We start from the raw sequence: 18,559 nt of genomic DNA on the forward strand, positions 1-18,559 counted from the left end.
CCGCCCACGCCAGCTACCCCGCGCAGCGCATTCACCAGGACTTGACTGATGAATGGGTCGTGTGTGACGATATCGTCAGCAGGCCGCTGTGGGCGGAGTCGCATCGAGGAACGGGCTGGCGCCAAGCGGCACAAACTATTCCCGGTGCCTCTTGAGGTGCTCACCGAATCCATTGGAGGACAACGCCGTACATGGAGACGACCTATCTTGCCGTATCGCTTGTCTACGCAGTCCTGTGCCTGGTTCCGGCATCGTTGATACTTGGAGGCACTGCTCCGATGAGGGCCGCCGCGCAGCACTTCAATGTGCCGTGGTCTCGCTACCGCCTCATCGGCGTTCTCGAACTGGCCGCGGCCGCCGGAGTGGTGTTGGGCATCTTCTGGCGGCCCGTCGGTGCTATGGCGGCAACCGGCATGACCCTGTTGCTTATCGGCGCGGTGATTTTTCATCGCCGCGCCGGAGACACCGCTCGCGACTACGCCCCCGCCTTGATATTCCTGGCCGCATCGGTGGCATACCTGGCCGTGTGGGTGACCGCAGCGCCGGTGCACTAGCCGGGACCACTGGCCTCCGGGCCTAACACCTCGGCGGGGTCGAAACGAACTGCGTAGGAACAAGGCTCATGACTGCGATCGGAGCCGGCTCGGTATGGCTGGGCTGCACCTCGCCATCGCCCTAGGGGTGCCCGTTCGCCCCAGCGTTCTCTCGTTGGGTGGAGCGACGCACGCGAGGGCCCTCACCTCTGGTGAGCGCTTCGATCGCAGCATCGACGTTCAAGTCGGCATCCAGCGCATGCGCACCCCTGAGTGCAGAAATAACGATGCTCACGAAACACTCGACCATGGTGGCCTTGTCGAATTGCCCGCTATCGTTCAACCAGTACAAGGCCGCCTCGTCGATCGCCGCGACCGCAGCACGCCCCATCATGGTCCACGCCGGATTGCTCGGATCGATGCCCAAGACGGCCGCGGCACTGTCGAGTGCCCGCGATCGCGCGGACTGAAAGACCTCCCATGCTTCGGGATCGGCCCCGCCACTGCCCAATACGCGCCTCAACGCCAAGCCGCGATGGTCCGCCAAGTACTGCAAGTGCATGGCGAACGCGTGGCGCATCTGCTCAGCGGGCGCCAGCGTGGGGTCAATGAGGAATGCCGCGTCCAGCTGGGTAGCGGCCTCACGCATCGCGGCCAGATAGATGCCCCGCTTGTTGCCAAAGTAATGAAACAACAGCCCGTGGGCGACTCCGGCGCCCTTGGCGATGTCGGTGACGGCTACCTCGTCGTAGTGGCGGTCGGAAAACAAATCGATGGCAGTGTCGATGAGCCGCTGACGTGTCTCGGCAGCCTGCGCGGCGCGCGTCGTACCACTTCGCTGATTCGGCATCGCGCCCTTCCAGATGATCGCGCGGCAGTCGGTCCGCCCAGGCTGAGAGCCCTTCACTATACGTGACCTCCGTTCATTGATCCTGAATCAACTTGCATGGCGCTCGACCGTCGGGCATGTCGCCACCTGCGCCATGGCCGCCCGGTCGGATCGCCTCACCGCGCGCGCCAATCCCGCCCCGCAAAGTGACTGATATTCATTGACACAGAGTCAATCAAGCCGATAGCGTGGGCTGGGTCACGTAAGCGACCGCGCGGATGTCCCCGGGAGTGGGCCGCGCCACGACTCGACGAGGAGCGCTATGGCCGCCCCCAAGAAACTGGCTCACATCGTGCTGCAAACCACCGATATGCCGCGGCTCAGAGACTGGTACGCCAAGGTCCTCGACGCCCGCATCGTGTACCAAGGCGAAGCCAGCGTGTTCATGACCTTCGACGACGAGCATCACCGCGTCGCCATCCTGCAGATCCCGGGTCTGTCCGAACGCACCCCGATCACCGTCGGCTTGGCACACTCGGCCTACACCTTCGACACACTCGCAGCGTTGATGGAGAAATACCGCGATTTGAAGGAGGTGGGGATCACACCGCGCGCACCGGTACAGCACGGCGTAACGACCTCGCTGTACTACCGCGATCCGGACGGCAACATGGTCGAGCTACAGATCGACAACTTCAGCACCCCGGATGAGGCGACCGCCTATATGGAAGGCGAGGAGTACAACCTCGACTTCATCGGACCGAGCTTCGATCCCGACCAGATGGCCAAAGCCCTGGCCGAGGGCACTCCCCCCGAGCAACTCATCACCCGCGACTGGGCCAAGGCGACGCCGCAGCTCAACGTCGCCGAGCTGATCCTGACTTGATCCCCACGGTTCCCGCGCACCACCCGCAACCCGAAGGAGCACCTCGTGATCGTCAACCCACCCGCACCCCCACTGTGCGCGGCGTCCGACGGCACCCAGCTACGGCGAGTCTTCGGCCGCTTTCCCAGCGGAGTCGTCGCGGTGTGTGCCGAGATCTCCGGTCAACCGGTCGGGACGCTGGTCAGCTCCTTCGCCTCCGTCTCGCTGCAGCCTCCTCTGGCCTCAGTCTGCGTGATGGACACCTCACGCAGCTGGTCACAGCTACGTGAAGCGCCCCGCCTGGGCGTCAGTGTCCTCGGCGACGGACATCAAGACCTGTGCCGGCAGTTCTCCTCACCCCGGGACCGCTTCGCCGGGGTGAGCGTCAGCACCACCGCAGACGGCGCGGTGCTTCTTCCGGAAGCCAGCGCCTGGCTGGACTGCTCCATCTACGACGAGATCACCGCCGGTGACCACACCATCGTGCTGCTGAAAATCGAAGCCCTCTACGCCGACGACACGACCGCCACCCCGCTGGTCTTCTGCCAATCGCGCTACCACCGACTCAGCGCCTAATCCCAAAAACCGCCCGGGCCTCCCCACCAACTGCGAGGACACATCCATGCGCATCGCCAACCACAAGGGTCGTCTGCTCGTCCTGACCTCCGAGGGCGGGGTCGACGTCGAGTCAGCAAGCAACGGACGCTTCTCGGCTGACCCGCAGGCGATCTACAGCCGCTGGGACGAGTTCCAGGCCTGGGCGCGCGGCGCCGACTTCAAGGCCACTCTCCCGGTGGACGTCAGCGCCCTTGGCCCACCCGTCCCTCGTCCGCCACAAGTCCTGGCCGTAGGGCTGAACTACCGCGAACATGCCCTCGAAGCCGGCCTGGCCATCCCCGAGGAGCCGGTCGTCTTCACCAAGTTCCCCACGTGCTTGACCGGCCCCATGGCAGACGTAGCCGTTGAGCCCGGGTCTTGGACGGATTGGGAGGTCGAACTCGTCGTGGTGATCGGGCGGCGTGCCGAGCACGTCCCCGCCGACCAGGCCTGGGCCCACGTCGCCGGACTGACCGTCGGTCAGGACATCTCAGACCGGCTCCTGCAATTCCGCGGGCCGCAACCCCAGCAGTTCGACCTCGGCAAGTCTCGTCCAGGCTTCGGACCGATCGGACCGTGGGTCGTCACCCCCGACGAACTGTCCGATCCCGACGACCTCACCATCACCTGCACCCTCGATGGTGAGCAAATGCAGAAGGCCAGCACCAAGGACATGATCTTCTCCGTCCCACAGCTCATCGCGCGGGTGTCCGCGGTCTTGCCCATGCTGCCCGGTGACGTGATCTTCACCGGCACCCCCTCGGGCATCGGAGCCGCCATGAACCCCCAACGCTGGCTGACGCCCGGTCAGACACTGACCAGCCGCGTCGAAGGCATCGGCGAAATGAACAATCCGATCGTGTCCACCCAACCCACATCACCGAGTTGATTCCGCGTCTCCCACAGACTCCCACCGATCCAAAGGAACCGAGATGACCACCGTCGAACACACCGACGTGACCACCGCCGAGGACGTCCTGGCCCGCGTCCGCGAACTGGCGCCGCTGCTACAGCGCAACGCCGCGAGTTCTGAGGCCGAGCGCCGGGTCTCGGAAGAAACCCTCGCCGCGCTCAAGAACGCTGGGGCCTTCCGCCTAGCCGTGCCCCGCCGCTACGGCGGACTGGAAACCGACCTGCGCACCTTGCTCGACGTATCCGCGGCCATCGCCGAGTCCGACGGCGGTCCCTCTTGGGTCACCACCTTGTCCAACATCAACGCCTGGGCAACTGGCTTGGCCAACACCAAGACTCAAGACGAAGTCTGGGCCGGGGGCCCCGACACCATTCTCGCCGGCGTCATCGCGCCATCCGGCAGGGCCCGCAAGGTGCCCGGCGGTTACCAAGTCAGCGGCAGCTGGGCATACTCCTCGGCCAGCCTGCACGCAGAATGGGCCGCCGGCGGGGTTTACCTCGTGGACGACGACGATCAGATCCTCGACCAGGGTATGGTCAACATCCCCAAGTCCGACTTCCGCGTCGAAGACACCTGGTACGTAGCGGGTATGCGATCCTCGGGCAGCAACACCATCGTCGTCGAAGACGTCTTCGTGCCCGAACACCGATACATGTCGATGCTCCCCACCCTCACCGGCCAGTACCTCGCCGATCACCCCGACGCACCCTTGTATCGGTCCGCAATCGGTCCGATGCTGGTCATGGTCCTCGTCGGGCCCCAGCTAGGCCTAGGTCGAGCCGCGCTGGATCTGGTGATCCGCAAGGGCGCGACGAAGTCGCTGGCCTACACCACCTTCGAGCAGAACCGCGACTCGGTGGCCTTCCAACTCCTCGTGGCTGAGGCGGCAGTCAAGGTTGACACCGCGCACCTGCACGCCTACCGCGCCGCCGAGGACATCGCTCGCTACGCCGAGGCCGGCGAGTTCCCCGACATCGCCGCCCGCGCCCGCGTTCGTGGCGATGCTGCGGTCGCGCTGCGCAGCATCAACGAAGCTATCAACACCCTGCTCAACGCCAACGGAGCTGGAAGCTTCGCTGAAGTCAATGCGCTGCAACGCATCTGGCGTGACTCCAACATCGCTGCACGTCACGCCGTTGTGCTGCCCCAGGTCTCAATGGAAACCTACGGCAAGGCATTGCTCGGCATCGACGAGCACATCACCGTCATCATCTGACGCACGCAGTGCGTTGACCGCAACCCAGCACGGTTGACACTCAGCGCATCTTGGTGTGGCACGCCGACATCATCGTGTGCCGCGTCGCTTGGCGTTGAGGCCGCCGGGAACCCGTGCGCGGCAAACTCGGACTCGGCCGCGGCGCGGAGATCCCCGCCCAGACGAAACCGCGTCGCCCCCTGGCCGAGTTCTCGACATCCCTTAGTCACGACAACTCGTCGAGATTCGTGCACGTGCAGACACACCCGGTTGTCTAGCGCTCCCGACAGGACGTCAACAAGATGTCGGAAACGCCGGCACGGGCCGCCAGATCGGCGGCCGAGCCCGCCAGTCGGTCGAGCACCTCGTCAACATCGACGCCGAGCAGCCGGCCGTTGTCCTTCACGAGACGGCCGTCGACCATCACGGCCTCTACGTTGCCGGTGTCCATCATCGTGACGACTGCGCCCGGCGCGTGATTGACCGGTCCCGCATTAAGGGCCCGCGTGTTCAAGACGATGATGTCTGCTCGCTTACCCGGGGTCAGCGAGCCAACCAGATGATCGACGTGGGCAGCCTGTGCCCCACCGATCGTGGCCATTTCGAGGATGTCACGGGTCAGCAGGGGCGGCACCGGTTCGCCGGCTCCTGCGGTCGCGGCGTGCGGCAGGCCGCCTCGCTGCAGCAGGTAGATCGCCCGCATCTGAGAGAAGAAGTCGGGTGCCGCGATGGACACGGCGTCGGTGCCCAGGCTGACCGGGATCTGATGGTCGAGAGCAGCCTGCAGGGTCGGCCGCCCCATGCCGAGTGACTGCTCGGCGACGCCTGAGATCGACACCTTTCCGCCGGTCCGTTTGATGGCCTTCCAGGTGGATTCCTCCAAGCCTAGGCAATGGATGTAGGTGGCCCACGGTCCGAGCAACCCCTGTTCGTCCAGTGTCTCGAGCGCCCGGCCAAAGTTCATGTCGTTGACATGGGCGAAAACGGGCAAGCCGAGGTCGCGCGCCAGCCGGAACAGTTCCTCGTCGACGTGGTAGCCCAATGCCAGGCGAACCAATCCGCCGCCGACCGCGTCGGGTAGATCGACCAGACGATGGATGTCGTGGGGGTGGGCATAGGACGGCGGCGGCACATGGTCTCCGAACGCCGGCGAGAAGCTGAACACGCACCGCAGCCCCGACCGCCTGATGGCTTCGAGCGCGGCGTCGGTGTGTTCGGGAGTGTAGGAGCATTGCGAGGTGTCGACGACGGTCGTCGTGCCGGCGGCCAGGTTCTCCAAGGCGCCGCCGAACTGGCCCCAATACACGTCCTCCGGGGTGTACTGGTGAAAGAGCGCATTTGGCCCAAACCGGGACTGCTGAAAGTAGTCGACGGCCAGCGCGTCGGACCAGTACCCGCGCAGGGCGGTCTGGAACATGTGGTGATGGGAGTTCACAAAGCCCGGCAGCACGATCTTTCCGGTGCAGTCGCGCACCTCGGCGTCGGTTCCCAAATCCCGGCCCAACTGCACTATTTGGCCATCCTCCACGAGGACGTCGCCGGTATCGAAGTCGCCGATGTCCGGATCCATGCTCAGAACGACGCCCCCGCGCAGCAACACCCGACTGCTCACTGCCGACCTCCCCGCGTCCTCTTGGTTGGCAATTGCGAGGTGAATGTACGCGCCTCGTCATTAGTGTCAGCACGCTCGATCGGCGGTGCCAGCGCGGTGACGGCTGCTGTGGTGGCGGCGAGGATGTCGTGGGTGGCGATGCTGGCGATGTAGCCGTCGGGCCGGATGATCAGCAGTGCGTCGGCGTTGATTCCGTAGGCCTTGCGGAAGGTCCCGGCCGCGTCGTTCAAGCTGCGCACGTCGGGACTGTCGTCGGGGGCGTTGACCGTGACGCGGTGCAGTCGCGCACCGCCGTCTGGCCAGGCCAGCTTGCCAAGCTCTTGTGCTGCGTGCGGACCGGCAGCGAGCGCGGTGAAGTGCGGGCCGCGGTAAAGGCCGAACAGTCGCACGGGCGACCCGTCGCTGTCGTGCAGGGTGGCGTCCGGGGCGCGGTCACCGACGTGCAGTGTGGTGGTGTGCTGGGCGGTGCCGGGCGTTAAGGGGCCGCCGCGGTAGTTCAGCGTGATCTGTTGTTCGTCCTTGCCGCGGGTAAAGCTCGAAGGGGACAACTTGGCCATTCCGGTGTACTTCTTCGTCGAGAGGCCCAAGACCGCCGCGGCGATGGGTCGGCGTTCGGTTTCGTAGGTGTCGAGGAGTCCGGGTGGGGCGCCGGCGAGGACCTGGCCGAGTTTCCAGCCCAGGTTGTAGGCGTCTTGTACGCCGGTGTTGAGGCCCTGGCCGCCGGCGGGGGTGTGGACGTGGGCGGCGTCGCCAGCCAGGAAGACCCGTCCCCGTCGGTAGGTTTGGGCCAATCGGATGTTGGGGCGAAACACCGAGGTCCAACTGATGTGGTGTACCGCTAGGTGCTTGTTGCCGGTGCGGGCGCGGATGCACGCGGTGATCTCATCCTCGCCGACTGGTGGCTCGTCGTGGGGGGCCAGCTTGATCATCCACTGGAACTGGGTGCTGTGCGGCAGCGGGCACGCCCCGACCATGCCGCCTCGTCGCGGCCAGACATGCCAGCGCTTGCGGGACAGGTGGCCGGTGACGTCGGCGTCGACGATGAGTATGCGGTCGGCCTCGTCGGTAGACCCCGTGAAGCCGATGCCGGCCTGGTTGCGTACCACACTGGCGCCGCCGTCGGCGCCCACCACGTACCGGGCGGTGATCACCTCGGTGCCTTCCGGCGTGTTGATCGTGGCGTGCACGGCGTCGCTTGTTTCGGTGAGTTCCGACAGTTCGTGGTGGTAGTCGACGTCCACACCGAGCGCGTGGAGTCGGTCGTGCAGAGCGCGGTCCGTACGGAACTGGGGGATGAGCCAGGGTCGGGGGTGCGGCACAGTCGCATCCCCGACGTGGGGGCTGCGCAACAGGCGCAGTGGTACGGTGAACGGTCCCAGGTGGATACCCATGCTCGGGTAGGGCGACCCGCCGCGATGGATGTCGTCGAGTACGCCGAGGTCGTCGAACACCTCCAGGGTACGGGGTTGCACGCCCTTGGCGCGTGACCCGGTAAAGCCGTGCTCGGCCTTGTCGATGATGCGCACGGGCACTCCGCGGCGGGTCAGGTCGATGGCCAGCGCGGTGCCGACCGGGCCGGCGCCGACGATGAGGACATCAGGATTCGGGTTGGTCATCGAGTGCTCCGATCAGGATGGGCGCTAAGAAATGTGGTGACGTGTGCGGCGACCTCGGCGGGGCGTTCGTAGGGCGCCATGTGGCCGCAGTCCAGGATGTGGACCTCATCGGGATGCAGCAGGTTACGGACAGTGCCAAGGCCGGTGATAGGCGTGACCCGATCGGCGCTGCCCCAGAGCAGCAGCGTCGGGACGTCAAGCTCAGCCACACGACGGAACAACGCCTCGCGACCTGACAGCGGGAAGTTCTGCAGCGTCGAGAAGAACCCGTACATCGAGCCTTCGAAACGATAGGCATCGGCAATCATCGCCGTCAGCGGCGCCGCCAATGCGGGGTCGGCGACGTTGTGCCCCAGATGCCCGAGCAGCATGCGACGGCCGAATCGCCTGGCCGCAAAGGTGGCTCGCCGATCGCTGCGCAGCAACCGCTGCTGACGGGCGTTGCTCGCCCCGATCCCAGCAGGACCCACCACTGTCAGCGTCGAGGAGGAATCGGGGTGCTCGGCGACGTGGCCCAATGCGATGAGTGCTCCCATGGAGGTACCCACGATGTGCTGATCGGGCGGCAGGTCGAGCGCGGTGACCAGGTCATACAGCTGGCGCCTGAACAGTGCCTCGTTGTAGTCGGCGGCTAGTCGATCGGAGTAGCCCCGTCCGTAGGCGCTGAACGCCAGTGTGCGCAGACCACGCGCATGCAGTTGCTCCGCAAACCTATCCCAGTAGAACAACGGGATGGTCAGGCCGGGCACCAGCACCACCAACGCGCCATCTTCTGGACCGCGCAGTTCGTAGTGCGTAACACCGTCGCTGAGTTCGATGAAACTGCCCCGAAGTGCGGCTCGCGTCCCGGGGTCGAGCCGGCGCTCCTCACCGGCCGCCGTGAAATACTTCACCGCCGATCGTCCTGCGGCAGCTCGTGCAGGAACAGGCTGATCTGTTCGGCGAACCAGCCCGGGTCCTCCTCGGGAAGCAGATGCCCGGTATGTGGATGAATCGCCTCGCGAGCCCCGGGGATATCGCGGGCGAAGTGCTGTCCATCCAATTCGGCACTCCGCAAGACCAAGGTCGGCGCTTGGATGCGGCACAGATCAGCTGTGCGGTCGGGCTGATCGGTGTTGACGAAGTCGACGAACGCCGCACGGTTTGCGTCATGGTTCCACAGCCGGTGCACTCGATCCACCATCGCGGCGGTCACGATTGTGGACTGCGCGCCCACCGCCTGGCGCAGACCACCTTCGACCATCCGCCGCGGCATCCATGTCCGCATCAACCGACCCGCGAGCGGGTTGCGCGCCAGCCGCATCCCGAGCGGCAGCGCCTTCTCCGGATAACCGGTTGCATTGACCAGCACCAGCGCACGCACACGGTCGGAATAATCCAACGCGAGATTCCAGGCGACGTTGCCACCCAAGGAGTTCCCGGCCACGGCCCAACGGCTGATGCCCAGCTGTGCCATGAACCCCGCGACGGTATCGGCGTAGGTGCGGATCCGATAATCGCGATCCGGGCGAGCGCCGGTCAACCCAAAGCCCGGCAGATCGAGGCGAACGACGTCGAAGTCGTTCTGCAGAATCGCTGCGGCCCCATCGAAGTGTTCCAGCGACGACGTGCTGCCATGAAGCAGCAGCAGTGTCGGGCCGCGCCCGGCGCGTCGGTAGTGCACGCGCAGGTCGCCGACGGTCTCGAAGTGCGACTCCGAAGTAATTCCCTCGAACATAATGGGTACAGTGTTGCCGTTAAGCGGCCGGGTGTCAAACCTGCAGCCAAGCGCTTGTCACGGGCTATGTCGAGCAGCTGCCCGAGCTTGAGCCGGCGCATCAGGGCCTTGAGTTCACCGGAGACCTCGATCGGCGTGATCGCTGGCGCCGATCGCGGAGGCCCAGAGTGGACGCTGACCGGACTGCGCGCCTGGAACTGCTGCTCGACCGTCAGGACATCGCCGACTGCCTGGCCCGATTCAGCCGCGGGGTCGACCGTTTCGACCGCGACCTGTTCCTATCGGCGTTCCACCCCGACGCCGTCGTCGCCGCAGGCGAGTTCGTCGGCGGCCCGGCCGATCTGTACGACTGGGCCCATGCGATGCACCATCAAGGCCAGGTCGCCACGCAGCACCTGCTACTCAACCACACGTGCGAGGTCGACGGAGACTGCTCGCATTCGGAGACCTACTACCTGTTCGCGGCGCGCAACCGCGACGAAACGAACTGGCTGGCCGGTGGCCGCTATTTCGACCGGCTCGAACGTCGCGAAGGTCAATGGCGGATTGCGTTACGCACCAACGTGATCGAGTGGTCGGGAATGCTTCCCACCATGGCGATCCCGTTCGCCGACGTCGCCGACATCGCCGCCAACGGGCACTCCGCACGGGACCACACCGATCCGTCCTATGCACGTCCCCTAACCAATCACCGCCAGCTGCACACCCCCGGCTCTAGTCTTCGACCGACAAGTCCGCCATGGGTGGAACGAAGGCCACAGCGCAGCAGGCAGCGGCTTTCAGAACGAGCAGGGCATCATGCGGATGGCATGCACGAAGTTGCCGGGAACGTAGGCGGGGTCGCCGACTTCCAGGGCGGGCAGCTGACGCAACAACTCGCCGAACATGGCGCGCAGCTGTGCCCTCGCGACGTGCGCGCCCAGGCAGAAGTGCACCCCTCCGCCACCGAATCCGAGGTGCGGGTTGGGGTCTCGGCTGACATCGAACAAATCGGGCCGGTCGAAGACCTCGCTGTCCCAGTTGCCCGACGAGTAGAACATCACGACCTTCTCGCCGGGGACGATCTGCTGTCCTCCAAGTTCGTATTCGGCGACCGCGGTCCGGCGGAAGGTCATCACAGGTGAGGCCCAACGCACGAACTCCTCGACCGCCACGCCGATGCGGTTGTCGAAGTCTTCGGCAAGATAGGCACGCTGGTCCGGATAGTCGGTCAACGCCTTCATCGCGTGGCTGGTCGTCTGGCGGGTGGTGTCGTTGCCCGCCACGGCGAGGAGCACGAAGAACGCGCCGATCTCGAAGTCCGACAGCCGTTCGCCGTCGATCTCGGCCTGCACCAAGCTGGTCAGCAGGTCGTCGCCGGGGTTCTTGCGCCGGTCGGCGATGAGCTCGCTGGCGATCCCGTGCAGATAGGTCTGGCCCTCGGCCAGCGTCTCCAGTGGGTGACGGCCGTTGAGAAACACCGGGTCGGCCCAGGAGACCAGGCCATCGGCGGCTCTCACGACGTTGTCGCGTTCGGAGTCGGGAATCCCCACCATGTCCGAGATCGTGCGCAGGGGCAACTGCTTGGCGCAGTTCTCCACGAAGTCCGCGCCCGAGCCGGCCTCGGCGAGTTCGCCAACGATGTTCTTGGCGTTGGTCTTGATCTGATCCTCGATCCGGCGTACCTGCCGGGGCGTGAAGGCCGCCGACACCAGCTTGCGAATCTTGTGGTGCCGCGGGGGATCCATCGCCAGGAAGGACTGCGAGGCTTCGAGCATCTCCGGGGGGGCGCTCTCGAAGAGGACACCCTGTCCGGAGACGAACACGTCGTTGTTCCGGCTGACGGTGACGATGTCGGCATGCCGGGTCACCGCCCAGAACCCCGGGTCGTCGGGCACGGTGAGCAGTGCGTCGTCGACGGGCCGGTGCCAGCTCACCGGCCGGTCCCGGCGCAGTTCGGCGAAGGTGCGTTCGCGTCCGGCCGCGTCCTGGGCCCAGAACGTGCGGGAAGACAGGTCGAGGGTGTCGTAGGGCCGGGTTGTACTTGTCGCGGCGGTCATCGGGTTACTCCTAGCGAAGGTAGATGGATTTGAGGTTGACCTAGGCGTCGAGGCCTTCGGGGCCGAGTTCTCGCCCCAGTCCGCTGGCCTTGACACCGCCGAAAGGCGCTCCGACGTCCAGGTCGAAGAAGTTGACGCCGATGCTGCCGGTCTGGACACGGCGTGCTACCTCCAGGCCCGCCTGCTCGTCGCGGGTCCACACCGTCCCGCCGAGCCCGTATTCGGAGTCGTTGGCCAGCGCGATGGCGTGATCGAGACCGTGATACGGGATGACGGCCAGGACCGGCCCGAAGATCTCCTCCCGGGCCAATTCCGAGGTGTTGTCGACCCGACCGAAAACCGATGGGGCAACGAACCATCCGTGATCGGGGAGGGCGCGATCAGCACCGACGCCGGGAAGCCCGTCGGCGACTGCGGTGTCGATGTAGCCGCGGATGCGGTCGCGTTGACGTCGGCTGACCACCGGCCCGACGTGGATGCCCACGTCGAAGGGGTCACCGACGGTCAGACTCGACACCAAGTCGGCCAGGGCATCGAAGATTTCGTCGTGGCGGTGTTGCGGCACCAGCACCCGCGTGGACAGATAGCACGTCTGTCCGTTGTTCAGCAGCGACGCAGTCGCCAGACCGGACGCGACCTCGACCGCATCGGCGTCGTCGAGGACGATCGCCGCCGACTTGCCGCCGAGTTCGAGGGTGACGGGACGCAACAGTTCGCCGCAGGTTCGGCCGATGGCCCGTCCCGCTGCGGTCGAACCGGTGAAGGCGACCTTGTCGATCCCGGGATGCGTGACGAGATGTTCGCCGATGTCGGCGCCGCCGGTGATCACGTTGAGCACGCCCGGTGGCAGGCCGGCCCGTTCGGCTGCGCCGGCGAGCAGGAAGGCGTCCAGCGTGGTCTCCGGCGCAGGCTTGAGCACCACGGTGCAGCCTGCAGCGAGGGCCGGAGCGAGTTTGAACGCGGTCAGTACCTGCGGGAAGTTCCACGGCACGATCATCGTGACGACGCCCACGGGTTCGCGGCGGACCACCGTGACTCCCTTGCCGTCCAGGCGGGGGCGGCGCTGCTCGGGTTCGGTGGCCCGGGCCAGTGCGGCGTAGTAGCGCAGCAGTCCGACCGGGCCGTCGCCTTCCGCGGACTGTGCGACGGCGATCGGCATGCCGTTCTGGGCGGTCGTCAGTCCTGCGCGCTCCGCGCCGATCTTCTCGATTTCATCGGCAAAACGTTCGAGGTGGTCGGCTCGTTCAGCACCCGAGAGCGCTGCCCAGCGCGGATCGGCGAGCCCGGTCCGTGCCGCGTGCACCGCGGCGTCGACATCGGTGTGCGTCGCCACCGGATAGCTGCCGATCTCTCGGTGATCGATCGGAGAGTGCACGTGCTGCCGTGCCGACGCTGCGTCCGGCATGCGCCACTGCCCGCCGATGAAGAGTGCGTGGAAATGCTGATCGTGGTTCACTGCGTGCTCCCTCAGGTGCTCAGTTATGTTGAAGAAGAACAGGTTTGATGACGGATCCGGCCAGCGAGTCGGCTTCGGCCTGGTTGATCGCCTCCAACGGGTAGGTCTTGATCAGCGAATCGAAGGGGAAGCGGCCTTGTTGCCACAGCCTGATGAGCGCCGGAATCAGCAGCGCCGGTTGCGCATCGCCTTCGAGGATGCCGGTGACCGTCTTACCCACTGCCAGCGCCATCGGATCCAGCACGAGGTCACCGAGCCGTGCGCCGACCAGCCCGCACACCCCGGTCGGGCGCAGGCCGGCGATCGCGGTGCCGATCACCGCAGGCGCACCGGTGGTGTCCAGTGCGTACTGGCCTCCGTCGCCGGTGATCTCGGCGATGGCATCCGCCACCTGGGCGAGGTCGCCGCCGTGGACGGTGTGGGTGGCGCCGAGTTCTTCGGCCAGTCGCAGCCGGGATTCGTGCAGGTCGACCGCAACCACGGTGGTGGCTCCGCTGACCGCGGCGGCCATGACGGCGCTCAGCCCCACCGCCCCCGCCCCGTAGACGACGATCGATTGTCCCACAGTGACGTTGAGCGAGTTGAACACCGCGCCCGCACCGGTCTGGACACCGCAGCCCAGTGGGCCCAGCTGCTCCAGCGGCAGGGTGGGGTCCACCACCACGGTGTTGCGCGCGGCAACGTTGGCGTGGGTGGCAAACGACGACTGTCCGAACCACCGAGCGGAGATCGGGTTGCCGTCTTTGTCGGTCACCGGTGAGGGTGTGCCGTCGCCTACGCCGCTGAGGTTGCGCTCGAAGAATGTCGCACAGTATGCGGGATGTCCGGCACGGCAGTTCTGACAGCACGAACACGAATCGAAAGACGGCACGACATGGTCGCCGACGGCACGGTCCGCCCCGGACCGTTTCGGTCCCGGTCGCTTCATCGGCGGCGCCGACTCAACTCCGGTTCACCGCTACGCCTTTGCTCCATTCGGCGGCGGCGTGCACACATGCATCGGCCAACAATTCGCCGACATGAACGTCAAGGCGATCATGCACCAATTGCTGCGCCGGCACGTCTGGTGGGTGCCGTCGGGATACCGTCCGAAACTGACCTGGGGCACCGGATCCACACCAACCGACGGGCTACCGATCGCCATTCGGCCGCTCGAGGCCTGACCGCACCGTCACTGCGGCTGAAGCCCCACTCCGTGAACCAAGTCAAGCTCGAGCTAGACGTCGCCACACCATCGCTACGGCCACGGACGTGACCGCGCGCGATCGTGCGTCCGGCGTTGTCGGCGGACGAGCCGCCGGGCCAGCACCTGCTGCCCGGGGCCGGCCAGCTCCCCGATGACACTGTGCCGACCCGAGACCGCCATCAACACGGCTTCCGCCGGTCCGGTCAGCTCTGGTCCCCTGCCATGACTCCAGTCCAGGTCGGTCGCCCTCAGGCGTACGCCGCGGGCGAGGTGCCACCCCGGCAGCTCAGGGGTGTGCAGGCTGTCACCCAGCACACAACGAAGCCGTTCGGCCGGGATCTGGCGCGGCAGACCGAGCGGGCGGCGGATGTCCTGGTGATGGATGGTGACGTCGAGCAGCGCGAGCCGGCCTCCGAAGGTCGCGGCCAGCCCCTGCGGTCGCAGCCGAGCCTGCAGCCGGTCCAGGAGCTGTTCGGTGCTGAGCACTGCGAGTTCGTCGACCCACACCTGATTGGCGTCGATGGTCCGACCGCGGATGACACGGCCAAACATGCCGAGCAGGCTGACGCCGTCGAAGCTCATCACATGAGCGACCACGTCACGCACCCGCCAGCGTTCACACAATGACTGCGTTTGCCACTGCTCGGGCGTCAGAGTCGCCAGCAGCTCGGCCAGCTCTGTTCGCTCGGCGGTGGCCATCTCGAGACTGTCCACGGGATCAACTCTTCCTGATGCCTGTGCTGACTGGTTCACCCATCATGTGACTTCGACACTGGACACGGCAACGTGCCGCCGCTCGGAGCGGGCTACCACGCCGGCCCTCGGCAGGCAAACGCCGATCCGAAAGCCCTTGCAGAGACGCATCCGTGGCGTGAGTTCGGCCGGGCAGGAATCTTGTCCATCCGTCAGTTCGTCAGACGACATTCGGTCGGCACGGCCAACCCCTGACGTCCATGTCTCATGACTATCAGTCGAGATGTCGGTCGACATCCATCCGCTTGTGGAGTATGCGCACCACGTCAATCCATGTCGATCGTCGACTACGTGCCCACTGAAGGCGACGACCTGCTCGTGTCGACCATGGCTGGCCGCGGCACGCACGTGCCGTTGCGCGCAACGGAAGGGTCGGTCTCTGCGTGCTCGACGAACGCCGGCCATGTCGGGCCAGCCCCTACCTGCGGAAGGCCAGACCGGCCGTCGAGGCGATGGCCCTCGATGAAGACATGGTCGTCCGCTGCTGTCGCCCGTACGCGGCGACGACGACTGTGGGTTCTCGTCTTCCGTGTCATCTGGTGGGCATTTGACCTGCGGTAACACGAGTTGTCTCACGACGTGTCATCGTGGTTTCGTCTCAAATTCGTGTCATTTGTTCAGGCTCAAAGAGATCCATTGCGTCGTGATGGACCGCCGGCATTGGAGGAATCCTGTCCACCAACTGTAATCGGCGCGGTGATCGTGCATCAAGTCGTCAACGCGGTGTCCGCGATAGCAGCTCATACTCGACGCCGAGCAGGCGATACGTCGGTTCGGCCCGCCGGTCGCAGGTAACGAGTGACAGCTTGTGCTGGCGTGCGGTCGCACCGACGAGCCCGTCGTAGAGCGCGCCTCCGGCCAATCCGCCCTCGGCCATTTCCTTCAATACGCGTTTCGTATCCGTCGCCGACAAGAAGCGGGACTCCGGGAAGTTCGTGTCTTCTAGACGTAATGCCGCGGTCGGGCTGAGGCGATGTGGCGACGGCAGTCGGGTGAGTACAGAAAGCAGTTCGACCGCAGCGTGCCCCGACATGCCACGCCGACAGACGAGGAGTCTGTCTATTGCCGCGCGGTGAAAAGGGTTCTCGCGCTGTACGAGTGCGAGCGCCGCGCTGGTATCAACCAGTACGTGTTCACCTTTGGTCGGCAAGCCGCAGCTCCCTGACCTCGTCGGAATCCAGTTCGGGCCCACCGGCCGGTAGCAGTAGCAGGCCGTCTTGTTCGACCAGTTCGTCGGCTGTCACGCTCTCGATGCGGATAGCGGCTCCATCGAGGGAGATCTCTACGTCTCCGGCCGTGATACCGGCCTGATCGCGGAGGGTTTTAGGAATTACCAATCGCCCTGCCTTATCTATGGAAGTTCGCATACCACTGACACTACCATTCAGCTGGCATCGTCACGGAAGGTGCGCACCAGGGTCACCGAACCAGCGGAGGCCTATATCGGCCTGATCCACCCAACCTGGACAGTGGTGCGGTTGTTGTTGGTGTTGTGTGTGTCGAGTGCGTGTTGTGCAGCAGCGGAGGAGGCGTGCGTGGTGCTGCGCCGCAGCTGTGACTTCTCACGCCTCATGACCAATCGGGGTTCGCTTCAACTGCGGCTATGCGTGTTGTCTCACGACGTGACCACGACGATTTGCCTCGCGTTGGTGACCAATGTTCGCAGCGTCGAATCCAGCGTCGGTCCGGTCGTACGCTGCCGACAGAGGCGGTTACTTCCAGGGGTTGACGATCTCAGCGCCGGTACCCGCGAACTGGCGAGTACTGCGCGTCGCCAAGGCTGCGCGCCGTGATACAGCGATCCCGGCGATCTGGACATCTCGAACCTCCACCATGTGTCCGGCTTGTTGTCGGCTGGCGGCGATGGTCCCCGCGGCAACTGCCGCGGTTCGGTCGAAGGATTGCACACGCCCGTCGAGGTCCTCGTCGAGGAGTTGAGTGAATGCCCTGTCGAGTTGCTTACGACTCCGGCTAGGCACTAGAAGTTCTATGCCCGTTCGTATTTCAAAGACGGTTACCGATGTGGTCCAGATCGATTCAACGGGCTGATTGTCGAGCCACTCGATCACGACGGGATCGGGCCTCTCCCGCATCAACGCCGACAGCACGTTGGTGTCGAGCAATATCATTCTTCGTCAAACCGTGCCGGCTGCAAGGGTTCTCCACGCAATTCGGGTATGTCCTCCGACAGGCCCACACCTTCGAAGCGTGAAGCGATCCGTGACCCCAGCCGACCCGGACGGTCATCGACGTTCCGGACCGCGTTCCGCAAGATCTCGCGCACTTCCTCTTCGGTGCTCCGACCATGTTGGCGGGCTAGCTGCTGCAATTTGGCCTTCGTGTCGTCCTCCAGCTGACGAATGAGAATCTGCGCCACGAGCAGAATGCTATCACGATATCGTTGGCCATTCTTCCGAGCAAACAGCTCAACTGCCTGGCGGCGGCGGCAGTCGTCGTGTGTGCTGCCGCCGCTGATGACGGACGACGCCGCCGCGGCGGGGGCGTGGTCATCAACAGGGGGAGTCAGCAGGCCGGTACTACAGGGTCGAGTAGATTCTTGGAGGAGCCATCTGAGCACCTAACGTATTCAACGAAGGTCATCATGTCCGACGATCAGAACACCGACGTCCCACCGAATCACCTCTCCATCGATCCGCGCAGCGCGTTCTATAGCGAAGAGGTCCTCCGCCGCGACGTAGGTATTCGCTTCAATGGCGTTGAGAAAACCAATGTTCACGAATACAACGTGGCCGAGGGTTGGGTGCGTGTTGAAGTCTCTACCGCGAAGGACCGCCGCGGAAATCCTATGGTCATCAAGCTTAGCGGCACGGTTGAACCCTATTTCCGCTGAGTGAAATAGCGGATGCCCCGAATTTCTGGCGCGGCCGTCAAGCGGCCCCGGCGGTCGGCCTGCGGCTGCCCAGCACATCGCCGCGCGATATACCCAAGTCGAACTCCAGCCCTACCCTCGCACCAATCTACGGTCGCGTCGCCGCCTTGGTGGCAGGAATTGCTGGCAAATGCGGCGGCCCTGGGCGCTCCGGCCATGGCCTGTCACTTCAACAATCCGGGCTACAACCTGGTGCATGAGCTGCTGGCCCGGATGAGGGAGCGCGGCATGAACGTCTGGGGTGAGATCTACCCCTACGCCGCCGGGTCGACGGCCCTCAACGCCGTCTTCCTGGAACCGGAGATGTGGGTCGAGACTCTCGGCCACAGGTACGAGGACACGATCCAGGACGTGGCGA

General features: G+C 65.2%; 19 protein-coding genes and 2 pseudogenes. 9 read left to right on the plus strand and 12 right to left on the minus strand.

The features are described from left to right. The first annotated feature begins 191 nt into the window (after positions 1-191). Positions 192-554, plus strand: coding sequence for a DoxX family protein (locus tag JDV09_RS23995; RefSeq protein WP_221371649.1), 363 nt, complete (start codon positions 192-194; stop codon positions 552-554). Between the two features lie 121 nt (positions 555-675). Here the strand turns inward: JDV09_RS23995 and JDV09_RS24000 are convergent, their stop codons facing one another. Further along, the gene (locus JDV09_RS24000; protein WP_221371650.1) at positions 676-1,440 is read right to left on the minus strand and encodes a TetR/AcrR family transcriptional regulator; all 765 of its coding nucleotides are present in this window, start codon (positions 1,438-1,440) and stop codon (positions 676-678) included. Between the two features lie 244 nt (positions 1,441-1,684). Between JDV09_RS24000 and JDV09_RS24005 the strand changes: the two genes are divergently transcribed. The 4 genes from JDV09_RS24005 to JDV09_RS24020 are packed head-to-tail and all read left to right on the plus strand — an operon-like array spanning position 1,685 to position 4,953. Continuing rightward, entirely contained in the window at positions 1,685-2,248 is a 564-nt protein-coding gene (locus JDV09_RS24005; RefSeq protein WP_221371651.1) for a VOC family protein, read from the plus strand. 45 nt (positions 2,249-2,293) lie between these two features. Beyond that, the gene (locus JDV09_RS24010; RefSeq protein ID WP_221371652.1) at positions 2,294-2,803 is read left to right on the plus strand and encodes a flavin reductase family protein; all 510 of its coding nucleotides are present in this window, start codon (positions 2,294-2,296) and stop codon (positions 2,801-2,803) included. Between the two features lie 46 nt (positions 2,804-2,849). Beyond that, complete coding sequence (locus tag JDV09_RS24015) at positions 2,850-3,713, plus strand: fumarylacetoacetate hydrolase family protein (RefSeq protein WP_221371653.1); 864 nt, start codon at positions 2,850-2,852, stop codon at positions 3,711-3,713. Between the two features lie 43 nt (positions 3,714-3,756). Then, positions 3,757-4,953, plus strand: coding sequence for an acyl-CoA dehydrogenase family protein (locus tag JDV09_RS24020; RefSeq protein ID WP_221371654.1), 1,197 nt, complete (start codon positions 3,757-3,759; stop codon positions 4,951-4,953). Between the two features lie 253 nt (positions 4,954-5,206). Here the strand turns inward: JDV09_RS24020 and JDV09_RS24025 are convergent, their stop codons facing one another. The 4 genes from JDV09_RS24025 to JDV09_RS24040 form a co-directional block, all read right to left on the minus strand. Then, positions 5,207-6,502, minus strand: coding sequence for an amidohydrolase family protein (locus JDV09_RS24025; protein ID WP_221371655.1), 1,296 nt, complete (start codon positions 6,500-6,502; stop codon positions 5,207-5,209). 38 nt (positions 6,503-6,540) lie between these two features. Further along, a complete protein-coding gene (locus JDV09_RS24030) occupies positions 6,541-8,160 on the minus strand; it encodes an FAD-dependent monooxygenase (protein WP_221371656.1) in 1,620 nt (539 codons plus the stop codon). Beyond that, a complete protein-coding gene (locus JDV09_RS24035) occupies positions 8,157-8,918 on the minus strand; it encodes an alpha/beta fold hydrolase (RefSeq protein WP_308124223.1) in 762 nt (253 codons plus the stop codon). The genes JDV09_RS24030 and JDV09_RS24035 overlap by 4 nt, the downstream gene beginning before the upstream one ends. A gap of 131 nt (positions 8,919-9,049) precedes the next feature. Further along, positions 9,050-9,877 (minus strand): alpha/beta fold hydrolase, encoded by an 828-nt coding sequence (locus JDV09_RS24040; RefSeq protein ID WP_221371658.1) that lies wholly within the window; start codon positions 9,875-9,877, stop codon positions 9,050-9,052. Between the two features lie 167 nt (positions 9,878-10,044). On the opposite strand from JDV09_RS24040, the pseudogene JDV09_RS24045 reads away from it, so the two are divergent. Continuing rightward, a pseudogene (locus JDV09_RS24045) lies at positions 10,045-10,425 on the plus strand (nuclear transport factor 2 family protein); the annotation flags it as partial. Positions 10,426-10,656: 231 nt separating this feature from the next. Here JDV09_RS24045 and JDV09_RS24050 read toward each other — a convergent pair. From JDV09_RS24050 to JDV09_RS24060, 3 genes are all read right to left on the minus strand, one after another. Continuing rightward, positions 10,657-11,916: a cytochrome P450 gene (locus JDV09_RS24050; protein ID WP_221371659.1), complete on the minus strand. Its 1,260-nt coding sequence runs from the start codon at positions 11,914-11,916 to the stop codon at positions 10,657-10,659. A 40-nt stretch (positions 11,917-11,956) separates the two neighbouring features. Next, a complete protein-coding gene (locus tag JDV09_RS24055; RefSeq protein WP_221371667.1) occupies positions 11,957-13,321 on the minus strand; it encodes an aldehyde dehydrogenase in 1,365 nt (454 codons plus the stop codon). 70 nt (positions 13,322-13,391) lie between these two features. After that, positions 13,392-14,126 carry a zinc-binding dehydrogenase gene (locus JDV09_RS24060; protein ID WP_308124222.1) on the minus strand — a complete coding sequence of 245 codons (735 nt, stop codon included), beginning with the start codon at positions 14,124-14,126 and terminating at the stop codon, positions 13,392-13,394. A gap of 172 nt (positions 14,127-14,298) precedes the next feature. Here JDV09_RS24060 and JDV09_RS24065 point away from each other — a divergent pair, with 172 nt between their 5' ends. Beyond that, positions 14,299-14,535, plus strand: a complete 237-nt coding sequence (locus tag JDV09_RS24065; protein ID WP_221371668.1) for a cytochrome P450 — start codon at positions 14,299-14,301, stop codon at positions 14,533-14,535. Between the two features lie 74 nt (positions 14,536-14,609). Here the strand turns inward: JDV09_RS24065 and JDV09_RS24070 are convergent, their stop codons facing one another. From JDV09_RS24070 to JDV09_RS24090, 4 genes are all read right to left on the minus strand, one after another. Further along, entirely contained in the window at positions 14,610-15,272 is a 663-nt protein-coding gene (locus JDV09_RS24070) for a maleylpyruvate isomerase family mycothiol-dependent enzyme (protein WP_221371661.1), read from the minus strand. Between the two features lie 754 nt (positions 15,273-16,026). Further along, positions 16,027-16,461 carry a type II toxin-antitoxin system VapC family toxin gene (locus JDV09_RS24075; RefSeq protein WP_221371662.1) on the minus strand — a complete coding sequence of 145 codons (435 nt, stop codon included), beginning with the start codon at positions 16,459-16,461 and terminating at the stop codon, positions 16,027-16,029. Between the two features lie 562 nt (positions 16,462-17,023). After that, the gene (locus JDV09_RS24085; RefSeq protein ID WP_221371663.1) at positions 17,024-17,440 is read right to left on the minus strand and encodes a type II toxin-antitoxin system VapC family toxin; all 417 of its coding nucleotides are present in this window, start codon (positions 17,438-17,440) and stop codon (positions 17,024-17,026) included. After that, a complete protein-coding gene (locus JDV09_RS24090) occupies positions 17,437-17,688 on the minus strand; it encodes a FitA-like ribbon-helix-helix domain-containing protein (RefSeq protein ID WP_221371664.1) in 252 nt (83 codons plus the stop codon). The genes JDV09_RS24085 and JDV09_RS24090 overlap by 4 nt, the downstream gene beginning before the upstream one ends. Before the next feature lie 225 nt (positions 17,689-17,913). Between JDV09_RS24090 and JDV09_RS24095 the strand changes: the two genes are divergently transcribed. Both JDV09_RS24095 and JDV09_RS24100 read left to right on the plus strand, forming a co-directional pair. Beyond that, the gene (locus tag JDV09_RS24095) at positions 17,914-18,162 is read left to right on the plus strand and encodes a DUF3297 family protein (RefSeq protein ID WP_221371665.1); all 249 of its coding nucleotides are present in this window, start codon (positions 17,914-17,916) and stop codon (positions 18,160-18,162) included. Positions 18,163-18,321: 159 nt separating this feature from the next. After that, positions 18,322-18,559, plus strand: a pseudogene (locus JDV09_RS24100) (hypothetical protein); the annotation flags it as partial.

Origin of the sequence: Mycolicibacterium xanthum, assembly GCF_019710635.1 — a bacterium.
Classification (GTDB): Bacteria; Actinomycetota; Actinomycetes; order Mycobacteriales; family Mycobacteriaceae; genus Mycobacterium; species Mycobacterium xanthum.

Coding starts and splice junctions, on each gene's coding strand:
- JDV09_RS24015 (WP_221371653.1), top strand. CDS start 2,850: ATGCGCATCGCCAACCACAAGGGTCGTCTGCTCGTCCTGACCTCCGAG.
- JDV09_RS24085 (WP_221371663.1), bottom strand. CDS start 17,440: ATGATATTGCTCGACACCAACGTGCTGTCGGCGTTGATGCGGGAGAGG.
- JDV09_RS23995 (WP_221371649.1), top strand. CDS start 192: ATGGAGACGACCTATCTTGCCGTATCGCTTGTCTACGCAGTCCTGTGC.
- JDV09_RS24040 (WP_221371658.1), bottom strand. CDS start 9,877: ATGTTCGAGGGAATTACTTCGGAGTCGCACTTCGAGACCGTCGGCGAC.
- JDV09_RS24025 (WP_221371655.1), bottom strand. CDS start 6,502: ATGGATCCGGACATCGGCGACTTCGATACCGGCGACGTCCTCGTGGAG.
- JDV09_RS24055 (WP_221371667.1), bottom strand. CDS start 13,321: ATGCCGGACGCAGCGTCGGCACGGCAGCACGTGCACTCTCCGATCGAT.
- JDV09_RS24030 (WP_221371656.1), bottom strand. CDS start 8,160: ATGACCAACCCGAATCCTGATGTCCTCATCGTCGGCGCCGGCCCGGTC.
- JDV09_RS24095 (WP_221371665.1), top strand. CDS start 17,914: ATGTCCGACGATCAGAACACCGACGTCCCACCGAATCACCTCTCCATC.
- JDV09_RS24005 (WP_221371651.1), top strand. CDS start 1,685: ATGGCCGCCCCCAAGAAACTGGCTCACATCGTGCTGCAAACCACCGAT.
- JDV09_RS24050 (WP_221371659.1), bottom strand. CDS start 11,916: ATGACCGCCGCGACAAGTACAACCCGGCCCTACGACACCCTCGACCTG.
- JDV09_RS24020 (WP_221371654.1), top strand. CDS start 3,757: ATGACCACCGTCGAACACACCGACGTGACCACCGCCGAGGACGTCCTG.